Annotated in this window: 13 protein-coding genes and 1 other RNA gene; 5 read left to right on the plus strand and 9 right to left on the minus strand. The window is 57.6% G+C overall.

Translation table 11 applies throughout. The annotated features are described in order from the left end of the window. Positions 1-86 precede the first annotated feature (86 nt). Both ffs and AC781_RS07835 read left to right on the plus strand, forming a co-directional pair. An RNA gene (ffs, locus tag AC781_RS07830) (signal recognition particle sRNA small type) lies at positions 87-182 on the plus strand. Between the two features lie 129 nt (positions 183-311). Then, the gene (locus AC781_RS07835) at positions 312-2,429 is read left to right on the plus strand and encodes an alpha-L-fucosidase (RefSeq protein ID WP_071133319.1); all 2,118 of its coding nucleotides are present in this window, start codon (positions 312-314) and stop codon (positions 2,427-2,429) included. A 25-nt stretch (positions 2,430-2,454) separates the two neighbouring features. Here AC781_RS07835 and AC781_RS07840 read toward each other — a convergent pair whose 3' ends face one another. Further along, positions 2,455-3,099 carry a hypothetical protein gene (locus AC781_RS07840; RefSeq protein WP_067776146.1) on the minus strand — a complete coding sequence of 215 codons (645 nt, stop codon included), beginning with the start codon at positions 3,097-3,099 and terminating at the stop codon, positions 2,455-2,457. Positions 3,100-3,394: 295 nt separating this feature from the next. On the opposite strand from AC781_RS07840, the gene AC781_RS07845 reads away from it, so the two are divergent. Both AC781_RS07845 and AC781_RS07850 read left to right on the plus strand, forming a co-directional pair. Further along, complete coding sequence (locus AC781_RS07845; RefSeq protein ID WP_067776149.1) at positions 3,395-3,805, plus strand: hypothetical protein; 411 nt, start codon at positions 3,395-3,397, stop codon at positions 3,803-3,805. 96 nt (positions 3,806-3,901) lie between these two features. Next, positions 3,902-5,944 (plus strand): clostripain-related cysteine peptidase, encoded by a 2,043-nt coding sequence (locus AC781_RS07850; protein ID WP_067776153.1) that lies wholly within the window; start codon positions 3,902-3,904, stop codon positions 5,942-5,944. Between the two features lie 108 nt (positions 5,945-6,052). Here the strand turns inward: AC781_RS07850 and AC781_RS07855 are convergent, their stop codons facing one another. The 8 genes from AC781_RS07855 to AC781_RS07890 form a co-directional block, all read right to left on the minus strand. Then, entirely contained in the window at positions 6,053-7,372 is a 1,320-nt protein-coding gene (locus AC781_RS07855) for a Gfo/Idh/MocA family protein (protein ID WP_067776156.1), read from the minus strand. 46 nt (positions 7,373-7,418) lie between these two features. After that, on the minus strand, positions 7,419-7,979 hold the full coding sequence (locus AC781_RS14055; protein WP_067776159.1) for a hypothetical protein: 561 nt from the start codon (positions 7,977-7,979) through the stop codon (positions 7,419-7,421). A 14-nt stretch (positions 7,980-7,993) separates the two neighbouring features. Next, positions 7,994-10,216 (minus strand): M3 family metallopeptidase, encoded by a 2,223-nt coding sequence (locus AC781_RS07865; RefSeq protein WP_083076791.1) that lies wholly within the window; start codon positions 10,214-10,216, stop codon positions 7,994-7,996. 35 nt (positions 10,217-10,251) lie between these two features. Next, a complete protein-coding gene (locus AC781_RS07870) occupies positions 10,252-12,399 on the minus strand; it encodes a M3 family metallopeptidase (protein ID WP_067776162.1) in 2,148 nt (715 codons plus the stop codon). Continuing rightward, positions 12,396-14,543 carry a M3 family metallopeptidase gene (locus tag AC781_RS07875; RefSeq protein ID WP_083076792.1) on the minus strand — a complete coding sequence of 716 codons (2,148 nt, stop codon included), beginning with the start codon at positions 14,541-14,543 and terminating at the stop codon, positions 12,396-12,398. The genes AC781_RS07870 and AC781_RS07875 overlap by 4 nt, the downstream gene beginning before the upstream one ends. Continuing rightward, complete coding sequence (locus AC781_RS07880; RefSeq protein ID WP_067776171.1) at positions 14,540-16,675, minus strand: M3 family metallopeptidase; 2,136 nt, start codon at positions 16,673-16,675, stop codon at positions 14,540-14,542. The genes AC781_RS07875 and AC781_RS07880 overlap by 4 nt, the downstream gene beginning before the upstream one ends. Continuing rightward, a complete protein-coding gene (locus AC781_RS07885) occupies positions 16,672-18,879 on the minus strand; it encodes a M3 family metallopeptidase (protein WP_083076794.1) in 2,208 nt (735 codons plus the stop codon). Before AC781_RS07885 ends, AC781_RS07880 begins: the two co-directional genes overlap by 4 nt. A 115-nt stretch (positions 18,880-18,994) precedes the next feature. Further along, a complete protein-coding gene (locus AC781_RS07890) occupies positions 18,995-21,097 on the minus strand; it encodes a M3 family metallopeptidase (RefSeq protein ID WP_067776242.1) in 2,103 nt (700 codons plus the stop codon). A gap of 145 nt (positions 21,098-21,242) precedes the next feature. On the opposite strand from AC781_RS07890, the gene AC781_RS07895 reads away from it, so the two are divergent. Next, the gene (locus AC781_RS07895; protein WP_067776174.1) at positions 21,243-21,524 is read left to right on the plus strand and encodes a helix-hairpin-helix domain-containing protein; all 282 of its coding nucleotides are present in this window, start codon (positions 21,243-21,245) and stop codon (positions 21,522-21,524) included. The last annotated feature ends 31 nt before the right edge of the window (positions 21,525-21,555 follow it).

A 21,555-nucleotide genomic window follows, 5' to 3' on the forward strand; every position in this document is an offset into this window, starting at 1 on the left:
GTGTATGCGGCGGATGGCGATGTTTGGCGTGAACCGCGCGCTTTGTTCTTGACTCCGCGGGGCCGCTTCGCTATGCTGCCTTTGCCGCCGGGAGCCCATGGAGGGTCGGCTGGTCAATCCCGCCAGGACCGAGAGGTAGCAACGGTAGCTTGTCCGGCTTTGCCGTGTACGTTCCCGGCGGTTTTTGGTGCCCTGTGAGACGGGCTGTTCCCGGCAGGATACGCTGTTTTCCGTTGTATCTGCAAGTAGAGGCTCCTGTTTTTTCTTGCATTGGTTTTTTAACATTATATAATGAATTCATGTGGAATTGGATGAACGTTAATGTCTGCCGTGTTGTTGCCTCTTCCGGTTTCGTTTTCGGAGCTGTTGCCGCCTTTGGCGGAGATGTGTGGGTGAGGCCTTATATTGACGGGCAGGAAGTAGTCGGTACGCCGCTGAAAGCGGTGGTTTCATCTCCGGATGGCAAAGCGGTTCCGGTGTTTCGCTGGGAGCGCAGTGATGAACGAGGCGGCACGGCATCGGTCGTGAAGGAAGGGAAGGATGCCGGTGTGTATACCCTGTCCGCGCAGGATGTGGGGCAGTATATCCGTATGGTTGCCGGTGCGGGTAAAGATGCCGAAGAGAGTGCATGGATCGGCCCGGTCATTACCCGGGAACAGGCGGGGCAAATCCATAGCTATTTTGACAATACGCGCCCGTATCAGGATAATGTAGCGGAGATTCGGCAGGAGGTGGATGCCAGACTGGCTGATGCCGTGTATTTTACCGTTGCGCATGGGCGTCTGCACGGTTCTCCCTATGCGATGGTTCGCGGCAAGCGCGTGGCTCTGACGGATGAAACGCGCCCGCTGTCGATGGGTGGGAAGATATATGTACCGGAGGCGTTTCTTTCATCCTTGTGCCATGTTGTTGTGCCTTCAAAGGATGTGAAGAGAGTCGCAGGGAAAAAAGTGTGCGGGTTGGCAACAGCCGCCCGGCTTTTACAGCTGAAAGTCTGGCTGGCGGATGAGCATCAGAGCCCGGTACCCAATTTCCGTATGGCGCATATGGGCGAAGGGCTTGTTGTGTTGTCTCCGAAGGATGAAGTGTTCATGCCGGTGCGGGATCGGGATCTGGTGAACGAGGCATGCAACGGGTTGTTCGATATGAAAGCGAACGACAGGCAGCTGCAATGGCTTCGCGATTCGAAATTCGGCATGTTCATCCATTGGAATCCCTCGTCTCTGGCCGAGGCCGAGATCAGTTGGGAGCGCAAGGCGAGTCGTCCCAAGGACAGCGTGAACAAGGGCTGCAACAATGCGCTGGATTTCGAATACGACCGTTTGTACAAAAAGTTCAATCCGGTGAAGTATGATCCTGCCGCCTGGATGGATGTGGCGAAAGACAGCGGGATGAAGTATGCTGTGCTGACGACGAAGCATCACGACGGGTTCAGTAATTTCCCGTCCGAATTCGATGTGTACACGATTTCGAAGTCTCCGTACGGCAAGGATATTGTCAGGCAGTTTGCCGATGCGGTTCATCAGGCCGGGATGAAGCTGGGCTTTTATTATTCCGCTCGCGACTGGTATCATCCCAATTATCTGACGAACCAGCATTACCGCTATCTGGAATATTATATCGGGCAACTGACGGAACTGCTGACCCGCTATGGGAAGGTGGATGTGCTGTGGTTCGACAGTGTGGGCAACAGTTCTCTCAATGATTGGGATCCTCGCACGGTGCTGCGCCGTTTCAAGCAGTTGCAACCGGATATTCTGGTAAATGACCGTATGAATGTGGTGCGCATGCAGAGGAACGATTTTCCGGCCGAGTTGAAGGGCGATTTCAAGACGCCGGAGTGCAGGCTGGGCGGTTTCGACGATTCCGTGCCGTGGGAAAGTTGCATGACGGTGGCCAATGTGCCGAATACGGGCTGGACAGGCAGCTGGTCGTACAGTTCCAAGGCCAAAACGGTTCCCGTAGAAAAATCGATTATGTTTCTGGTGAACAATACGGTGAAGGACGGCAATCTTCTGTACAATATCGGGCCTGCGCCGGACGGTACGCTGGTGCCTGAACAGGCGGACGTCTTCAAGGCCATGGGCAAGTGGCTGAAGGTATATGGCGAAGCCGTGTACGGAACACGAGGCGGCCCCCTGAAGAATCAGCCGTGGGGTGGAAGTTGCTACAAAGTGGACGGCAACGGGAAAAAGACGGTCTATGTGCATGTATGCCCGCTGATGGCCGGAAAAGGCAACGCGTTGACGGGGAGTGTACCGCTTGAGCTCAAGGATTTGAAGGATTCTTTCACGGAAGCGACGGTGATCGACGACAGCAGTTTCAACGGAAAGCCCGCAAAGCTGGAAAAGACGGACAACGGATACAGTATTTCCCTACCCGAAGGAATGTCGTGGAATGCCGTCGATACGGTGATCCGTTTGCGCTGACGGTACCCGGAGCGCGTCGTGCGGTTTACATGCCGCTTATCTGGCCGGGCTGGGTTTCCTGCAGGCGCGTGAAGATGGAGTCGTAGGTGTCTTCGAGGATGGTGTTGTCCGGGTAGGTTGTTTCGAAGAGGTCGAAGGCTTCTGCTGCATCGGGGCATTCCGGGTAGTATTTGAGGGCCGCGGTTTCGTCGAAGAGCATGTCGGCTTCAGGCATTATGGGTGCGCCCTCGCAAAGAAGGTCGAGTACGTAGCCGTGTTCGGTATGGCGTTCGATGGTGAACTGCTTGCAGGGAAAGTCGCTGTGTCCGTCTTCCTGATAGAGGTAACTTCCTTCGAGGACGAGTACGCGTCCGTTTTCCAGTTCGAGGAAGTAGCGGAGGCTGTCCCGTTCATTGCCGCGGAGCCGGAAGGCGCGGCGGGCGGTGTAGGTGGTGGTGGTCAGCAGGCCCGCTTGTTTCATGCGTTCCAGTTCTTCGATGATGGCGCGTTCCCTCATTCTGCGGGCGCTGAGCCAGGCAATGACTCCAAGGGTAGCCAGAGTGGCGCAAAAACCGTAGGCGAAGACGAGGTCGGCCAGCCGGGGATCGCTGCTGCGGAGGTATTCGCGGATGAGCCAAAGAATGGCGATGATGACGGCCAGGGCGAGGAGGAAGTATCGGTTGGTGCGCATGATCGGCCGATATGGTAGCAGGTCGTCAGAGGCATGGCAAGCTGCATTGCCGCATGGTTGAATGTGGACGTGTATCTGGCAATATTCGTGCGTATGCTGTTTTCAAGGAGTTCGAGTATTTTTCACGATTTTTTTATTGCTTTTTTCCATTTGCTTTGTAAGACTGTGTTTACTTACTATTGCAGATCGTTCTGTATTGATGCAAAGTGTTCTGTGCATGCAAGTGCCATGACGCGGTATCTGGTCATATCGAGACATGGGTTTATCAACACATATAACTGATAGAAATAGAATAATGAAATATATTTTGTCCGCCGCCATGCTCGCTCCGGTCGCCATGGTTCAACCCGCTTTTGCTCAGGATGCAGATGAAGCTCCTGCGAGCAAGGAACAACAGGTGCTGGAAGCCATGGTGGCTGTGACGGCAGGCGCTATCGAAATTATTGCCGAGATCAAGGATACGGCTACCGCCGATGCGGCCGCTCAAGGGCTTGAACAATTGGCAACGCTTGCTGCCCAGGTGTCGGAAGCCGCCAAGGGTGTCGATCCGGAAGCCATGGGCAAGTTGATACAAGAGAATGCCGAAGATATCGAAAAGCTGGATACGACGTATCAAAGTATGTTGAAGGTTCTGGCCGAGAAGGAATATTTCGGCAGCGCCGCCCTGAAAACAGCCGTCGAGAAGCTCGAAGCCGCTCAAAAGTAAGCGGGTCGATTCGATAGGCAGGGCTGTTTTCCTCCGGCAGGAAACAGCCCTTTGATTTTATGCCGGTGCGAGCCGATTGATATTATTTTTCATACGATGAATGCATTTTTTGTGGCGGTGTTCCGCTGGGTAGGTTGTTTTTGCCTGTTTTCCGGTGCTTTGGTGCAGGCGAAGGAGAAGGAGGAGACATGGGCCATTTATTGGTATTTGTGCGGCAGCGATTTGGAGAGAAAGCATGGTGCCGCCAGTGCAGATCTTGAAGAAATGCTGGATGCCGATCTGCCGGAGAATGTGAAGGTGGTGATTCAGACGGGCGGTGCGGCTGTATGGCATTCGGAGGAGGCGGATATTCCGGCCGACAAGATTGCCCGCTTTGTGTACAGCGAAGGAGAGTTGGAGAGGGTGGCTACGCTGCCGCAGGCGAATATGGGGGATGCTTCCACGCTGGAAGGTTTTCTGAAGTTCTGCAGGGAGAATCACGATGCGGACCATAAGGTTTTCATTTTCTGGAATCACGGGGGAGGCAGCATCGGCGGTGCGGCCTGCGATGAAAATTTCGAAATGGATGCCTTGTCCCTGAAAGAGATGAAGGAGGCTTTCGGCAAGGTGTTTGAAGCATCTGAGGAGGAGCCTCCTTTCGAGGTTATCGGGTTCGATACATGCTTGATGGCTTCGCTCGATACGGCGAAGACGTTTCAGGGGCTGGGGCGCTATCTGGTGGCTTCCGAAGAGTTGGAGCCGGGCAACGGCTGGTTTTATACGGGTTGGCTGGATGCTCTCGGTGAAGATACGTCAATGGACGGCAAGGCTCTCGGCAAGGTGATTTGCGATTCCTATCTGGAGGGATGCCGGGAGGCCGGAACGGAGGACGAGGCGACACTTTCCGTTGTGGATCTTTCCGGAATCGGCAAGCTCAGCGATGCGTACGATCTGCTGGGTTATGAGGCGGTCATGCGGGCTTCCGAGGACAGTAAGGTATTCGCCAAGCTGGGAAGGCAGGCGCAGAAGGCGGAGAATTACAGCAATTCTTCCAAGGGAGGCTATTCCAATATGGTGGATATGGGTCAGATGGTGAAGAATGCCGGCAAGTTGCTGCCGGAGCATTCGCCTACGGTGCTGAAAGCACTGCAGGAGTGCGTGGTGTATAAGGTGAACGGTCCGTACCGCAAATCGAACGGTCTTTCCTGTTATTATCCGTTCGACGGCGATAAGGAGAATTTCGGTACGATGCTGGAGCAGGGGCCCAGTTCGTTTATTGCCTATTACGGCTGGCAGTTCGGTTTTGTCGATTTGGAGACGGCTTCGAGTCTGGCGGAGGTGTGCGCCGCCGCCGCGCATGATGCCTTGTTCGGCGAAGAGGGAGGGGAGGAGAATGAGCTTGAGGCTTTGCCGGAGAAGCTGGAGGAGGTGAAGTCCGATATCGATAAGCTGGAGGATTTTCCGGTGAAGATTACCGATGACGGTAATGCCTTGCTTGCGCTGGGCGCAGACCGTGCGGAGTGGATCGACCGAGTGAATTGCGTGCTCGCCATCGTGGATGCGAAGGAGGATATCATTGTGTTTCTCGGCAGTGATGCGAATCTCGATGTGAATTGGGATGCGGGTACGTTCGAGGATCGTTTCAATGGCAAATGGGCTCATCTCGACGGGCATTTGCTTTATATGGATTTCAAGGAGAACGGCGAGACGTTTTACCGGTATGAGGTTCCCGTGTTGCTGAACGGCGTGAAGCATCATTTGTCTGTCGTGTACGATTTCAAGGAAGAGGGCTACAAGATTCTGGGTGCGCGCAAGGTGGAGGAAGGGTCGAAGATGGGAGAGAAGAATTTGGTGAAGCTGAAGGAGGGCGATAAGATTACGACGCTGATGTACGGTCTTCAGATTTCCGGAGAGGATTCCGATCCGACGGAGGTGGAGATTGATACGTTTACCCTGGGCAAGGCGTTCGGGATCAAGGATGAAGATATGGGTGACGGTGAGTTTGCCTATTTGTTCGATATGTATGATGTGCAGAACCGTTCGGCAATGTCGGATATTGTGTTTTTCACGAGTAAGGACGGCAAAATTTCCGTTAGCGATTCGCTGGACGGGGCTTCGAATGAGGACTCGGAGGATCAGAAGGACGAGAAAGAAGAGTGATTCGGGCTTAGGCCGGGGTTCCGGCAGGAACGGTTGACCAGATGTTATGCAAAACGGCCATGGCTCGATTGAGCCATGGCCGTTTGGTTGGATGGGAGGCAGTATGCTTCAGTAGTTCAATTCGCCGGAGAGGACTTTGCGTTCGAATTCGGCGAGGTCGATGACTTCTCCGGTGCGGCGGGCGTGTTCGATGGCGAAGGCGATGACGTGGGAGTGCGCCGAGGCGGCGATGGAGGTGGTCATGGCGTCGGCATCAGGTACGGTGCGCATATCGTCGTAGAGGCTGTCCACGAGGCCCCAGTCGCCGCCGCCGTGTCCGGCGTAGCCGCCATCGGGTTCTTCGACTTCGACTTTGCGGATGGTTTTGCTGAAGTGTTCGGTGACGGTTATTTCTCCCGGGCCGTTGTCTTTGTAGAAGGCTCCGGCGCGGAGTTTGGCCTTGGTGCCGTAGATTTCGATGTGGCGGCCTTCTTCGAAGGCGGTCATGGTGAAGGTGCCGGTGAGACCGCCCATGAAGCGCATGATGGCGACCTGGTGGTCGGGCTGGTCGTTGTCTTCGCACTGGAAGGCGTCGCGGCCCCATTTGGAGGTGCGGAGCCATTCGGTGATTTCTTCTTCGGTGGCGGTTTCCGCGCCGTCCATGACCATGCGGAGCCAGCGGCGGCAGCTTTCGTCGGAGATGTATTTGCGGGCGTCCCACGGGTCTTCGCCGACGGGGGTGGTCCAGTCGACGCAGCGGACGGGGCGCGGTTCCCTGAGGGTTTCCTTGCGGAAGAAGGAGAGTTCGCCGAAGCTGGCGACGTTTTCGCATTTGCGGCCCATGAGCCAGTAGAGGATGTCCATGTCGTGGCAGCATTTGGCGACGATCATGGGCGTGGAGGCGATGCTGCTGCCCCAGTGTCCGCGGACGAAGGAGTGGCCGAAGTGCCAGGCTCCGACGCCTTCATTGGCGTTGAAGGTGATGATTTCACCGAGTTCTCCGCTTTGGATGACGTTGCGGATGGCGTTGTAGAAGGGGGTGTAGCGGAGGACGTGGCAGATGGCGACGCGGCGGCCGAGTTTGGCGGCGAGGTCGCGCAGTTCGAGGGCTTCGCGGAGGGTTTTGGCGATGGGTTTTTCGAGGAGGACGTCGTAGCCGAGTTCGAGGGCTTTTTTGCAGGGTTCGAAGTGGTAGTCGTCCTGCGTGCCGATGATGGCTACATCCGCCATTTTGGGCTGGGCGAGGAGTTCGGCGGCACTGGAGAATAGGCGTACGCCGGCACGTTCGTTTTCCGGGGCGTAGTCGCGTACCTGTTCGGCCCGTACAGGGACGATGTCGGCGGCGGCGGTGATTTGGAAGCGGTCGGGCCGTTCCATGGCGAGTTTCATGTAGGTGCGGGTGCGTGCGCCGCATCCGATGCCTGCGAGTGTGATTCGAGTGTTGCTCATGTTGTGTGTATGGACAAGGGGTTGGGCGGCGTGCGCCGCCTTGCGTTCAGGAGCCGGGATGGGGAGCCTGGGCGATTTCGCCGTTGGCCGGGGTGGTGTAGTAGAAGGGGTGTCCCCAGAGGACGAGGAGTTCTTCGTCGGTGAGAGGGGTGAAGGAGAGGTCGTTGTTGTCGAGGGCGTACCAGCCGGGGTGAGGGGCGTTTTCCCGGGTGGCCCCGAGGTGGAGGAACCAGCGGTGGTTGAAGGTTCCGTCCGGCATGGGGACGGGGTATTTCCAGATGTGGCAGTTGCAGTCAGGGCTGTGGACGTCGTGTCCCGTGCGGTCGGCGAGTATGCGGCAGAGGCAGCGGAGGAGGAGCCGTTCGTTTTCGCTGAGTGCACCGATGCCTTCCTGCACGAGGAGGTCGGCAGGAAGGCTGTAGAGGGCGTTGCCGTCTCCGGCGGCAGAGAAGATGTCCTGCGTGTAGAGGATGCATGGGCCGGGTTCGTCCCATGCGGTGTATTCTTCTTCGGTTTCGAGGATGCCGACGATGCGTGCGATCTGGATGCCTTCATCGGCCCAGATGAGGTCGTCGATTCGTATTTCCGTGCCGTCGGGGTACTGCATGTCGAGTGTTTGCGTTATTTTTTGTCGTCGGCCGGTGCGGGGAGGATACCCGTTTTGATGAGCAGGGCATCCGGGTTCGGGTCGCGGCCCATGAAGTCCCGGTAGAGTTCGGCGGCGGGTTTGCTGTCTCCCTTGCTGAGGATGGTGCGGCGGAAGTCCGCACCGACTTTGGGATTGAGTACGCCTTCCTTGAGGAAGCGGGAGAAGGCGTCCGCTTCGAGGGCTTCGGCCCATTTGTAGGAGTAGTAGCCTGCGCTGTAGCCGCCGGAGAATACATGGGTGAGGGAGCGCATGAGGGATGGGCCCTGTTCCGAATAGTCGGGACGGTAGTCGGCGAGGACTTCGCTGTCGATTTCATCGATGCCGCGGCCTTTGTATTTGTCGTAGTTCATGTGCAGTTCGAGGTCGAACTTGGCGACTCCGCATTGGGCCATGGCCATGGAGGCGCTCATGAAGTTGCGCGCGGCGATCATTTTTTTGTAAAGGTCGTCCGGGAGTTTTTCGCCCGTTTTGTAGTGGCGGGCGAAGATGTCGATGGGTTCGCGTTCCCACGTCCAGTTTTCATTGATTTGGGAGGGAAGTTCGACGAAGTCCCAGGCCACGCTGGTGCCGGCGAGAGCCTTGACGTCGACATCCGAAAGCATGAGGTGGAGGAGGTGGCCGAATTCATGGAAGACGGTTTCGACGTCGAGGTGGTTGAGCAGGGCGGGCTGGTCGCCAGCGGGCGGTGTGATGTTGCCGTTGATGGAGCCGATGTGCGGGATGCGCGGTTGGCCGTTCATGGCCGGGAGGCCGTGGCTGAATGGGCTCATCCATGCTCCGCCGCGTTTGGTGGCGCGGGGGTACCAGTCCATGTAGAAGGAGCCGAGGAGTTCTCCGGTGGCGTTGTCTTTGATGTCGAAGAAGCGCACGTCGTCATTCCATACTTCGACCGTGCCTTGCGGGGCGGTTTTGCCACTGCCGGGTTCGATGTAAGAGGTAGGCCGTTCGGTGATGGAGATGTTGTACAATTTGGAGTAGATGTCGAACATTCCCTTGAAGACATTTTCCGCCGAGTAGTAGGGTCTGAGGGCTTCGGCATCGAAGTCGTACTGTTCCTTGCGCAGTTTTTCGGCATAGTAGGAGCGGTCCCACGGGTCGAGTTTGGCGACGGGTTTGCCCGTTTGCTTTGCCTTGAACTGGCGCAGGGTTTTCTGTTCTTCGAGGAATTTGGGCTTTACCTTGTCGTGCATGTTTTCGATGAAGGAGAGAGCCTTGGCTCCCGATCCGGCCATGCGGCGCACGGTGGTGAGGTCCGCATAGTTTTTGAAGCCGAGCAGACGGGCTTTTTCATCGCGCAGGGCGAGGATTTTGGCGATGATGGGAGCGTTGTCGTACGGAGCCTGTCCGACGGTGTTGTCGGCACGCCAGACTTTTTCGCGCAGAGCGGCATTGTCGGCGTATTTCATGATGGGGCCGTAGGACGGGTATTGCAGGGTGACAAGCCATTGGGGATTTTTCGCGTCGCCGTGTCCCTTGGCTGCGGCTGCGGCCTGCGCCGTTTCCATCCATGATTCGGGCATGCCCGCGAGTTCCTTTTTGTCCTTGATGACGAGTTCCCACGCGTTGGTGGAGTCGAGGACGTTTTCGGAGAATTGTTTGGAGAGGGTGGAGAGTTCTTCGTTGATGGAGGCGAGGCGTGCCTTTTTGTCCGGCGGCAGGTCGGCGCCGTTGTCGCGGAAGCTGTCCATCGTTTCGGTGACGAAGCGTTTTTGCGTGGGGCTGAGATTTTTCATCCATTCGCACTGTTCGGCCTTTTTCAGGACGCTCCAGAGTTTTTCGTTGTAGGCGATGGAGTTCCCGAAGCGGATGATGTCCGGCATGAGCTGGGTGATGACTTCTCGTTGCTTCGGGTTGTCGCGGACGGAGTCGAGCGTTTGGAGACGGTCCCAGGCGCGGTCGAGCGGTTCGGAGACTTTTTCAAGGGCGCCGAAGGTGTTTTCATAGGTGGGTTCGGTGACGCTGCACAGGGCTTCGAGCCGCTGCCGGGAGAGCTTGAGGGCGATGGGGATGTCGATTTGCGCCTGTTCAGGGGTGAGTTTGGACCACTGGGGAAGGAGGCCTTCGTCGAGGAAGGGGTGCTTGGCGGTTTCGTCCGGTTTGGCGGAGGTTGCAGGAGCGGCCTTGGCTGCGTTTTCGGCATGCAGGGGCAGGTTGCCGATGCAGAAAGCGCACAGTGCGAGTGCGAGTTTGTTCATGTTGTCCAATGTGTACGTTAATTGTTGAGTGGATTTTAGCGCGTTTTTGCGTCCGAAGGAATCTCTTTTTGCGGCTTGATGCCGAGGCTGTGCAGCAGGGCGTCCGGTTTGGGGTCGCGGCCCATGAAGTTGCGGTAGAGTTCGGCAGCCGGTTTGCTGCTGCCTTGGCTGAGGATGGTGCGGCGGAATTCGTCTCCTGTTTCCGGGTTGGTGAGGCCTTTTTCACGGAAGCGGGAGAAGGCATCTTCCGCCAACATGTCGTTCCATGCGTAGGTGTAGTATACTCCTGCGTAGAAGTTGGCAAAGATGTGGAGGTTGGTTCGAAGCGGGCAGGAATTGAAGGCTGTAGCAGGGAGGGAGTTTTTGCGGATGATTTCCTGTTCGACGGTGTCGATGTCCTTGCCTGCGTATTGTTCGTAGTGCCTGTGCAGTTCGAGGTCGATCAAAGCCTGATGGTATGGGACGATGGCGTCGTATGCCTGAAAGAAGCGATGATTGGCCGTGAATGCGGTGAGGAGTGCTGCCGGGATGGCAGGTTGCGAGATGCGGGCGAGGATTTCGGGTTCTCTGGCCAGTTTTTCGTGAAGGATGGAAGGGAATTCTCTAAAGTCCGGTTCCAGTGCGTAGTTACCCAGGCTGGGGCATTCGACTTCTTCCAGCATTTGGTGAAGGATGTGTCCGAATTCATGGAAATAGGTGGCGATGGCTGTGCTGGAAAGTGTTCCGGCAGATGGAAGGGAGGTCGTGATGGCGGCGTAGTGGGGAATGAGAGGTGATTGGGGAGAAGCCGGTTTGCCGATGCTGATGGTTTGCGTCCATGTGCCGGGCTTTTTTCCGGGCCTGGGATCGCCGTCGATGTAGAAGGAGCCGAGGTGCGTGCCGGTTGTTTTGTCGCGCACTTCATAGTAGCGTACGCCCGGAGCCCATACTTCCGCTGTGCCCGGCAGGATGGCGGGTTTACTCCCCGGTTTTGCGAAGGCGGCGGGACATTCGGTGATGCTGATGCCATACAGTTCCGAGAAGATGGCGAAGATACGGGGCAAGACGTAACGAGTCGGGAGATGCCGGCTGAATTCGTATCCGTTGAACGGCGCTTCGTCTCTGGAAAGCCGTATGGTGTAGTAGCCGGTATCCCATGGCTGGAGGATGGCGGCTGCATTGTGCGTGTGTTCGGCTTTGGCCTTGCGAAGGTTTTCCAGAGCGGTTTCATGCTGCGGAGTGAGGTGGTGGAGCATGGAGCGGATGTGCCGTTCGGCGGCTTCGGAGGTTCCCATCATGCAGCGGGCGGCCACAAGATCCGCATAGGAGGCGTAACCGAGGATGCGAGCCTGCTCATGGCGCAGGGCAAGGATGCGTTGAATGACGGAGCTATTGTCGTGCGGCGTTTTGCCGAGAGTTTTCATGGCTGTCCATACGGCTTCGCGCAATTTTTCGTCGTCGGCGAAGCTAAGGATGACGAAAGCCTGGTCCAGCCGGGCCATGCGGCGGTTTCCCTCCTGTTCGAAGTGCAGGGTTTCGATGCCGCCGAGATCGGCGTATGGCGTCAGATCGAATTGCCATTCACGGCGGGAGTCGATCAGATTGGCGGAGAATTGCTGGGCAAGATCAGTCAGTTCCTGTTTGATGGCAGAGAGCCGGGCTCTCCGGGCGGGCGGGAGGTCGATGCCTTCCATCCTGAAGCGTTGGATGACTTCTTGCATGAAGTAGCGGCGATGTGGCGGCAGGGTTTTGGCCCATTCGCTGGCAGCAGCCTGTTGCATGATTTTCCAAATGGTTTCGTTTTGCCAAAAAGCGGTGTCGAATGTGGTGAACCGTGCGAGGAGTTCTTGTGTGGCGGTGCGCCATTCAGGGGAATCACAGGTGGAGGAGAGGAGGCTGGTACGCATGACAGTGTTGACCATCGTCATGTCGTTGGCCAGTTTGCCGAATGTATTGTCATAGGTCGGTTCGGTGACCTGTTCGATGACTCGCAGCTTGTCCATCGCGGCTTGCAGGGCGATTTCGGAATCGATGCGCAGTTGTTCCGGCGTCATTTTCGACCATCGGGGCGGCCCGCTGTTGTCGAGGAAAGGGTGATCTTCCGATGTGGCCGTTTCGGCCTGCCGTACAGGAGCCGGTACAGTCGGCTCCGCATGCAGAGGCAGCAGGACGAGGACGACGGAGAATAGGGAGCGAAGGATCATGGTTTTATTGGGGCGGGAGTGGTTTCGACGTTTTCGGGATATTCGAGGTCGGGATCAAGGTAGAGGTAGCGCTGGATGGAGGCGGGAGAAGGGTCGATTCCCATGAAATTGCCGTATAGTTCGCTTGCCGGTTTGCTGTACCCTTTTTCGAGGAAGGTTTGGCGGAACCGCATGCTTTCGTCGAAAAAGCGGTGGCGGGCACATGTGGCCAGCTCTTCACTTCTGAAGTATGTATAATAGAGTCCGGAATAACCGCCCGCGAAGATGAAGGTGTTCCGGCAGAATGGGAGGTATTCCGTCAGGTTCTCCCCCTGCGGGGTGAGGTAGAGGTAATCACGCAGGATTTCCTTTTCGGAGGCAGCGAGGTCCTGACTTGCATCAAGGTTGCCGTGCATGTGGATTTCGAGATCAAGCAGGGATTCGCAAAGAATGCGGAACTGTGTCTGGATGTCCTCATATTCTTTCAGATTGTTGTAATTGAGGTATGCTTCAGTCGTGAGCGCCGGCTGCATCAGAGATGTGAGGACATCGCGCCGTTTGGCCAGGTTGGCATGAAGCGTAGCCGTGAATTCGTCGAAATCGTCCACGCTGGTTTGGAATCCGAGGTAATCCTGTTCTGTATTGCTCATGAATCGGTGAAGGACGTGGCCCAGTTCGTGCAGCATGTGCTGAATGCCGGCTGGATACATGAGTGCCTGAATTCCATGCGAAGATGAAATGACCGAACAATGAACCTTTTGCAATGGATGCGGATAGGTGGTGACCGGTATGGTCCAGATGCCGGTTTCCTTGTTCTCCCGATATTCCAGATCAAGGTAGATGGCGCCTCGGCGAGCATTACTTGTCTTGTCGGTGATTTCAAAGTAGCGGACTCCCGGATGCCATACTTCGACTGTGCCGGCAGGGGCTTTTTTGTTGCTTCCCGGTTCAAGATAGACAGTTGTTCTTTCCGAGAAAGTGATGCCGTACATGTGGGAGAGTCGGTCAAAGATGCGCTGGAGAACCATGTCGCTGGTGAGCATCTTGTCGAAGTCTGCAAAATGCTTAAGGTAAATGGAAGATAAGATGTATGAATAGTAGGGGACATCCCATGGTGCAAGTTCTGCCTGCGGATTTTCGGTAAGTTGCGCTTTGATATCCTGCAGGCGTTTCATATTTCTTACGTATGCCGGGTGAAGGCGCTGCAGGCTGTTCCGCACGTATTCGGCGGCTTGGGCTCCGGTATTGATGGAGCAGCGAGAGGCGATGCGGTCGGCGTGGTTGGCATATCCAAGCACTTCTGCCTGTTTTTGGCGGACGGCGAGGATGCGGCGGATGAGGTCGGAGTTATCGTGAGATTCTTTGCCGATGGTTTGAAGGCTGCGCCATAAGGCTTCACGCAGTTTTTCATCGGGGCATATGCCGAGTATGGTTTCGGCGATATGGTACCGCAGGAAGCGGCGGCCGTTTTCCTGTTTGACGTATTCAGGCGGTAGTTTATCCAGTATTTTGTAGTCCGTGATGTCGAATGTCCATGCAGCTTGTGCATCGGCCAGATTGGCTGCAAATTGGCGTTTGAGAGCAGCGAGTTCATTTTCACGTATGATGAATTGAGCTTTCTGGTCGGGTGGCAGATCCGCACCATTGTCGCGAAATTCGGCCATGAATCGGGTAATGAAGTGATGGCGACCGCCGTACTGGCGACGCATCCAGTCCTGGGTCACCATTTTTTTAAGGATGGGCCATATGTGCTCGTTATGAAAGAGAGCTTCTTTGACCTGATTGTATTTTTTGTCGAGTTCGGTGGCGAGTTTGCGGTGTTCGGGTGAGTCTCGCAACCGAATGAGCACTTCCGCCCTGTAAAAAGCATCCATGAGAGTGGCGTTTTCCAGAAAGATGAGGAGCGTGTTGTCATAGGTCGGTTTTTCGACGGTTTCAGCCGTGCGTATTCTTTCTATGTACTTCCTCATGGCCGCGTCGATGTCTGCGTGTATCTGGCCGGGGAGCAGGCGCGACCATTCCAGAGGTTTTGATATCTCAAGAAGCGGGTTGTTTTCCGATGACGGGATACGGTACGACAGCGGAGGGGGTGGGAGAGCACCATCCGGTTCCGCATGCAGGGGGAGAAGACTGAGAAGAGCAAGGGCTAGGTGTCTTATGTTCATGGTTCTTGGTGAGCGGACTGTGTGTGCGGGGTGGTGGGCTGTATGCCGAGAGTTTGCAGCAGGACGTCGGGTTTGGGGGCGCGGCCCATGAAGTTGCGGTAGAGTTCGATGGCGGGTTTGGAGTTGCCTTTGCTGAGGATGGTGCGGCGGAATTCGGCTCCGGTTTCCGGGTTGGTGAGGCCTTTTTCACGGAAGCGGGAGAAGGCATCCTCTGCCAGCATTTTGTCCCACAGGTAGACGAAGTAGAGTCCGGCGTAGGCGCTGTTGCTGAACAGGTGCATGTTTTCCCGCAGGTTGGCGAGGTCGAGTTCCGCATGGGGGACGTTGTTTTGTTCCATGATGGTTTTGACGAGGTCGTCGAGCGGGGTTGCATCGTCGATGTGCCTGCTGTGCAGTTCCAAGTCGAGCAGGGCCATTTTGTACTGGAAGATTTCGTTGCCGATGCGGAAGAGGTTCCGGTTGGCAAGGATTTGTTCGTAGGCGTCGTCCGGCAGCGGGCCTTGGCAAAGGCGCTGGAGGATGTCGCGATCCCATGTCCACAGTTCATTGATGATGGAGGGGAATTCGTTGAAGTCGCGGGCGATGGAGATGCAGCCGAGGTCTGTTTCCTCACCGTCGTAGAGGATGCGGTGGAGGGCATGGCCGAATTCGTGGAAGAGTTGTTCGATGCTTGCATGGTCGAGGTCGTCGTCCCATTCGTGAGCGAGGCTGATGCAGACGATGCCGGGTGTGCGGGATGAGCCGAGCCGGATTTCCTGTGTCCAGATGCCGGGGCGTTTATCGGGGCGGTTGCCTGCATCGATGTACAGGGAGCCGAGGAGTTTGCCGGTGGCTTGGTCGTGGATTTCGAAGAAGCGTACATGGCGGTTCCAGACTTCGACGGTACCCGGCAGGACGGTTTGTTTTCTGCCGGGTTTGGCGGCTTTGGCAGGGCATTCGATGACGGAGATGCCGTAGAGCTGCGAGTAGATGCCGAACATGCCTTGGAGGACGTTGTCGGCAGGGAAGTGCGAGGCGAGCGCCCAATAAGAGATTTTGCTTTGTTTTTCGTAGTGGCGGGCGATGTAATAGGCCTGGTCCCACGGTTCGAGGCGGGCGTCCGGGTTGTTCGTTTCGTCGGCTTTGAGGCGGCGCAGGGTTTCTGTTTCTGCGGCGTATTGCGACCGGAGTTTGTCGATCATGCCGCAAATGTGCCGTTTGGCGGCGGCGCCTGTGCCGAGCATGGTCCGGGCGGCGACCATGTCCGCGTAGGTGGGATATCCCAGTAGCTGCGCCCGTTCGCGGCGAAGAGTGAGGATTTGTTTGATGAGGGGTTCGTTGTCGTAGGTTCCGGTGGCGATGGTTTGGAGGGCCTGCCAGATTGTTTTTCGCAGTTGTTCATCTTTTGTGACGGCCAGTGTTGGGCGGGCGTTTCCGTAGTTCAGGATGCGGCGGGGCGTGCCGGTATGAGGGGTCGGTTGTTGGGTGGCCTCCGGAGCGTTTTCTTCGCCAATGGAGAGTTCGAATGTTTTCGTAGAGTCGATGATGTTGGCGGTGAAGCATCGGCTGAGTCGGGAGAGTTCCTGGTCGATGGCGGCAAGGCGTGTTTTTTTCTCAGGCGGAAGGTCGGCGCCTTCTTCTCGGAAGAGATTCACGGTTTCGGCTATCAGGCGTTGCCGGGCGGGGGAGAGTGTGCGAACTTCGTCACTGCCGGCAACTTTTTTAAGCGTATTCCATAATTTTTCACTGTGGAATGCGGCTGAAGAAGCCTGGAGGTAGAGAGGTTCCAGTTTTTCGGTCGCTGTTCTTGTTTCGGGGGTGTCGTGCAGTTTGACGAGGATGAGCCAGCGAAGCCACGCTTGGAAGAGTTCGTGATTGCCGGTGTAGAGGCCGAAGGTGTTTTCGTAGGTGGGTTCGGCGGCGTTTTCGATCGCCTGTATGATGGCGGCATGCCGCTGCAGGGCAATGGTACAGTCGATCTGTGCCTGTTCCGGCGTCATTTTCGACCAAGCCGGAAGTTGCGTGTCGTCGAGGAAGGGATGGTTCTGCAGCCGGATGGCTGCAGGCGGGGCGGGTGGAGCAGCGGGCGTTTGTTCCTGCGCGTGGCAGGATCCGAGGGCGAGGAGGAGCAGGAGGCTGCGAGTGAAGGTCATGGCTTGGAGGGTTCGCCGGGGGCGGAGAGTTTGCGGATGAAGGCGTCCGGCTTGGGGTCGCGGCCCATGAAGTCGCGGTAGAGTTCGATGGCGGGTTTGGAGTTGCCTTTGCTGAGGATGCAACGGCGGAATTCGGCTCCGACTTCGGGGTTCAGGATGCCTTTTTCCTTGAATTTGGAGAAGGCGTCGGTGGTGAGCATTTCTCCCCAGAGGTAGGCGTAGTATCCGGCTCCGTAGTTGTCGACGAAGAGGTGGGTCTGGTCGTAGAGGGGGATGGGGGCATGTTCGGTGGTTTCCGGGCAGTAGCCGGCAAGGATTTCGCGTTCGATGCGTTCGGGCGGCATGTCCTTGTATTTTTCATAGTTCATGTGTACTTCAAGGTCGAAGTGGGCGATGGCGCATTGATTCATGATGCTGTTGGCCCGGAGGAAGTTTTGCGAGGCGAGCATGCTGCGGTACAGTTTGTCCGGGAGGGGTCTGCCGGTGGTGCGCTGTTTGGCGAAGCGGTTGAGGGCTTCCCGTTCCCAGACCCAGTTTTCGTTGATTTGGGAAGGGAATTCGACGAAGTCGAGGACGGTGTTGGTGCCGGAGAGGTCGCGGATGCCGACTTCCGAGAGGCAGTGATGGAGGGTGTGGCCGAATTCATGGAAGAGGGCCTGGATGTCTTCCGGGGACATGGTGGTGGGGCGTGTTTTGGTGCCGATTCCGGTGTAGCTGCAGATGGCCGCCAGCCGGGGGATGCGGGGGTGTCCGGCACGGGGCGGAGAACCCGATTCGATGGTCTGCATCCAGATGCCGTCGCGCTTGTTGTCGCGGGGGTTCATGTCCATGTAGAAGGATCCGATGTGTTCGCCGGAGGCGGTGTCGCGGATTTCGTAGTACCGGACTGCGGGATCCCATACTTCAACGGTGCCTTCCGGTGCGGTTTTGCCGCTGCCCGATGCGATGCAGGCGGTGGGGCGTTCGGTAATGGTGAGGCCGTAGAGCCCGGAGAAGATGTCGAACATGCCCTGGATGACGTGGTCCGCGCGGAGGTAGGAGTCGAGTTTGCCTTTCTGGTCGTCTGCCTGCGTTTCGTATAGTTGGTGGCCGTAGTAGGCGACGTCCCACGGGTCGAGGAGGGTTTCGGCGTTGCCGGTATGTTCCCGTTTGAGGCGGCGGAGTGTTGCCATTTCCTGCCTGTAGGCGGGCATGATGGAGTCGTGGATGGTTTGCAGGAATTCGGCGGCATGGGACGCCGTGCCGACCATGCGGTCGTCGGCAGCCATTTCCGCATAGTTGGCATATCCGAGGAGGCGCGCTTTTTCATGGCGGAGCTGCAGAATGCCGCTGATGAGGGGGGCGTTGTCGTGCTTGCCCCTGCCGATGGTCTGGAGGCTTCTCCAGATTTCTTCCCGCAGTTTCGGGTCGTCGCCCTGGGCGAGGATGCTGTAGGCGCTGCCGTCCTGCGCGGTGACGAGCCATTGGGGGTGTTCTTCATCGCCGAAGCCCTGTTCCTGTGCCCGTGATTGGAGGTAGCGGACGGTGGAGTACGGCAGTCCGGCGAGGCGGGAGCGGTCTTTGATGACGATTTTCCAACTGTTGGCGGAGTCGAGTGCGTTGGAGGCAAAGCGGCTGGAGAGGGCAAGGAGTTCCTGATTGATGGCGACGAGGCGTTTTTTGCCTTCAGGCGACAGGTCTCCTCCGTTTTTGCGGAAGAAGTCCATGATCTGTTCCTTGTACCTGTTTTGTTCGGGGGTGAGGTGTTTGGCCCATTCGCAAGCGTCGGCTTTTTTCAGGATTTTCCAGATTTTTTCGTTGATGAGGACGTCGTCGAGCCCCTGTTGTATGGTGGTTGTGATGCCGGTGACGGCATCCCGCTGCCCGGTTTCGTTGCACAGGGAGGAGAGTACTTCGAGCCGCAGGCAGAGGCGTTCCAGGTTTTCGTCGATGTTGGCGAGTTCGCCGAAGGTGTTTTCGTAGGTGGGGTCGGTGACGTTTTCAAGCTGCCGGACGCGTTCGCGGTATTGGCTCATGGCGTGGTCGAGGTCTATTTTGGCCTGTTCGACGGTGAGTTTCGACCACTGGGGTGGCCCGTTCCATTCGAGGAAGGGGTGTTCCGCCGCCGGAGCGGTTGTCTGCGGCGCAGGGGCGGCAGGAGGTTCGGCATGCAGCGGGAGGAAGCAAAGGGAGGCAAGAAGGAGGATGCGGGGCAGTAGAGGCATGGTTTTGGAGAGTTGGTTTGTCGGTGGGGCAGGAGGTTTTGCCCCACGATGGCGGCGCCCCGTTTCCCGCTTGGGTGGATGCGGGAGGGGGCGCCGATGCCGTGAGGCGGGGAGGTCAGGCGATGATGCCTGTTTTGATGAGCAGTGCGTCCGGGTCGGGGTCGCGGCCCATGAAGTCGCGGTAGAGTTCGGCGGCGGGTTTGCTGTTGCCTTTGCTGAGGATGCAGCGGCGGAAGTCCGCACCGACTGCGGGATTGAGTACGCCTTCCTTGAGGAAGCGGGAGAAGGCGTCGGCTTCGAGGACTTCAGCCCATTTGTAGGAGTAGTATCCGGCGGCATAGCCCGTGGAGTCCGCGAAGAGGTGGGTCATGCGGCGGAGGACGGACGGCGCTTCGATGGGGTTGGGCATGCGGTAGTCCGCGAGGATTTCGCGGTCGATTTCTTCGAGGTCGCGGCCGCGGTAGCGGTCGAGGCGGGTGTGTAGTTCGAGGTCGGGCTTGCCGAAGGAGAGCTGGCGCATGCAGGCCGTGGCGCTTTGGTAGTTGCGTGCGGCGAGCATTTTGGCGAAGAGGGCGTCCGGGATGGTTTCGCCCGTTTGGTAGTGGCGGCCATAGAGGTTGACGGATTCGCGTTCCCAGCACCAGTTTTCATTGATTTGGGAGGGGAGTTCGACGAAATCCCACGCGACGCTGGTGCCTGCGAGGCTTTTGACTTCGACATCGGAGAGGAGCTGGTGGAGGAGGTGGCCGAATTCGTGGAAGACGGTTTCGACTTCGCGGTGGTCGAGCAGGGCCGGGGCGGCGCCGACGGGTTTCGTCATGTTGCCGCACATGAGGCCGAGATGGGGGATGCGGGGCTGGCCGTCCATGGGCGGAAGCCCGGTCTGGAGGCAGTTCATCCATGCTCCGGCGCGTTTGCTGTCGCGCGGGTGCCAGTCTGCATAGAAGGAGCCGAGGTGGTCTCCGGTGGCGGTGTCGTGGATGTCGTAGAAGAGGACTTCGGGGTGCCAGACTTCGACGGCGCCTTCGGGCAGCGGTTCGCTGCTGCCGGGTTCGCGCCATGCGGTGGTGCGTTCGGTGACGCGGATGCCGTAGAGAGTGGAGTAGATGTCGAAGAGGCCTTTCATGACGTTCGGTACGGAGTAGTACGGGCGCAGTTCTTCACTGTCGAAGTCGTAGAGTTCCTTGCGCTGTTTTTCGCTCCAGTAGCCGATTTCCCACGGGTTGAGGCGTTCGGCGGGCTGTCCGGTGATGCGCTCCTTGTAGCGGCGGACGGTTTCCTGCTCTTCAATGAATTTCGGGTGGACTTTTTCGTGCATCGTGTCGATGAAGCGCAGGGCGTTGGCCCCGGTGCCGGCCATGCGGCGGGAGGTGGTGTAGTCCGCGAAGTTGGCGAAGCCGAGCATTTCGGCCTTTTCCTGCCGGAGGTCAAGGATTTTGGCGATGAGGGCGGCGTTGTCGTACTGTTCGCCGCTGCCGATGGTGTTTGCCCCTTCCCAAAGGGTTTTGCGGAGGGAGTCGCTGTCCGCGAACTGCATGACGGGGCTCATGGAGGGGAATTGGAGGGTGAAGCGCCACTGCGGGGCTTCCTCGGTGCCGTATCCTTTGGCGAGGGCGTTCAGGCGCGCGGCTTCGCGGGCGGAGTCGGGCAGTCCGGCCAGTTCCGATTCATCCGTGACGATGTGTTCCCACGCGTTGGTGGAGTCGAGGACGTTTTCGGAGAATTGCTTGGTGGCCAGCGAGAGCTCGGTTTCGATCTCGGCATAGCGGGCCTTTTTGTCTTCGGGGAGGTCGGCGCCGCTTTCGCGGAAGTCGGCGAGGGTTTCCTGAATGAAGCGTTGTTTCGCGGGCGAGAGCCCGGCTACCCACGGCTGTGCCGCAGCATGCTTCAGTACCTGCCACAGGCGGGGATTCAGGGCGATGGAGGAAGAGAAGACGACGACTTCCGGCATCAGTTCGGCAATGGCTTCGCGCTGTGCGGCATTGTCGTTCACGGAATCGAGGTGCATCAGGCGGCCCCAGGCGCGGTGAAGCGGTTCGGAGGCGGATTCAAGCGCGGCAAACGTATTGGCGTAAGTGGGTTCGGTGACGCTGCAAATGGCATCGATGGAGGCTTGGGCCTGCTTGACGGCTTCGCGGATATCGGCCGATGCGCGTTCGGGAGTAAGCTCGGACCATGCGGGGAGCATGACCGGGTTCAGAAAGGGATGGCTGTTCATGATGTGTCGCTTCCTATCGAACACCTGCAAGGCCTTCGAGTCAAGCCAAGGAAGCGTATGCAGCGGGGTGAATTGCTGCATGGCGGAAGCACGAAAGCGTAAAAATGCCTTGCCGGGAAATACCTTTCGACCTATCATGTAAGGGATGGACGGCGAAAGCGAAAAGAAGAGGGGTCTGCGCGAGTTGCGCCGGCTGCCGGGCGTCGGCAAGGTGATTGCGGAGGATTTGTGGAATTTGGGGCTGCACGGGGTGGAAGAACTTGCCGGGCGTGATGCGGATGAATTGTACGAGGCGCACAATCGCTATCGCGGTGCGGTGCAGGACCGCTGCATGCTGTACGTCTTCCGCTGCGCCGTTTATTATGCCCGTACGCCTGAGGAGAAGCGGGAGCCGGAGAAGCTGCTTTGGTGGAACTGGAAGGGGTGATGTTTTTTATTGACTCTAGTGAGGGATTCTA

It is taken from the genome of Neoakkermansia glycaniphila (genome assembly GCF_001683795.1).
GTDB lineage: Bacteria > Verrucomicrobiota > Verrucomicrobiia > Verrucomicrobiales > Akkermansiaceae > Akkermansia > Akkermansia glycaniphila.

Excerpts from the sequence above, each read along its gene's own strand:
- AC781_RS07850 (WP_067776153.1), top strand. The coding sequence starts at position 3,902 with ATGAATGCATTTTTTGTGGCGGTGTTCCGCTGGGTAGGTTGTTTTTGC.
- AC781_RS07845 (WP_067776149.1), top strand. The coding sequence starts at position 3,395 with ATGAAATATATTTTGTCCGCCGCCATGCTCGCTCCGGTCGCCATGGTT.
- AC781_RS07885 (WP_083076794.1), bottom strand. The coding sequence starts at position 18,879 with ATGCCTCTACTGCCCCGCATCCTCCTTCTTGCCTCCCTTTGCTTCCTC.
- AC781_RS07840 (WP_067776146.1), bottom strand. The coding sequence starts at position 3,099 with ATGCGCACCAACCGATACTTCCTCCTCGCCCTGGCCGTCATCATCGCC.
- AC781_RS07880 (WP_067776171.1), bottom strand. The coding sequence starts at position 16,675 with ATGACCTTCACTCGCAGCCTCCTGCTCCTCCTCGCCCTCGGATCCTGC.
- AC781_RS14055 (WP_067776159.1), bottom strand. The coding sequence starts at position 7,979 with ATGCAGTACCCCGACGGCACGGAAATACGAATCGACGACCTCATCTGG.
- AC781_RS07865 (WP_083076791.1), bottom strand. The coding sequence starts at position 10,216 with ATGAACAAACTCGCACTCGCACTGTGCGCTTTCTGCATCGGCAACCTG.
- AC781_RS07870 (WP_067776162.1), bottom strand. The coding sequence starts at position 12,399 with ATGATCCTTCGCTCCCTATTCTCCGTCGTCCTCGTCCTGCTGCCTCTG.
- AC781_RS07875 (WP_083076792.1), bottom strand. The coding sequence starts at position 14,543 with ATGAACATAAGACACCTAGCCCTTGCTCTTCTCAGTCTTCTCCCCCTG.
- AC781_RS07855 (WP_067776156.1), bottom strand. The coding sequence starts at position 7,372 with ATGAGCAACACTCGAATCACACTCGCAGGCATCGGATGCGGCGCACGC.
- AC781_RS07835 (WP_071133319.1), top strand. The coding sequence starts at position 312 with ATGAACGTTAATGTCTGCCGTGTTGTTGCCTCTTCCGGTTTCGTTTTC.
- AC781_RS07890 (WP_067776242.1), bottom strand. The coding sequence starts at position 21,097 with ATGAACAGCCATCCCTTTCTGAACCCGGTCATGCTCCCCGCATGGTCC.
- AC781_RS07895 (WP_067776174.1), top strand. The coding sequence starts at position 21,243 with ATGGACGGCGAAAGCGAAAAGAAGAGGGGTCTGCGCGAGTTGCGCCGG.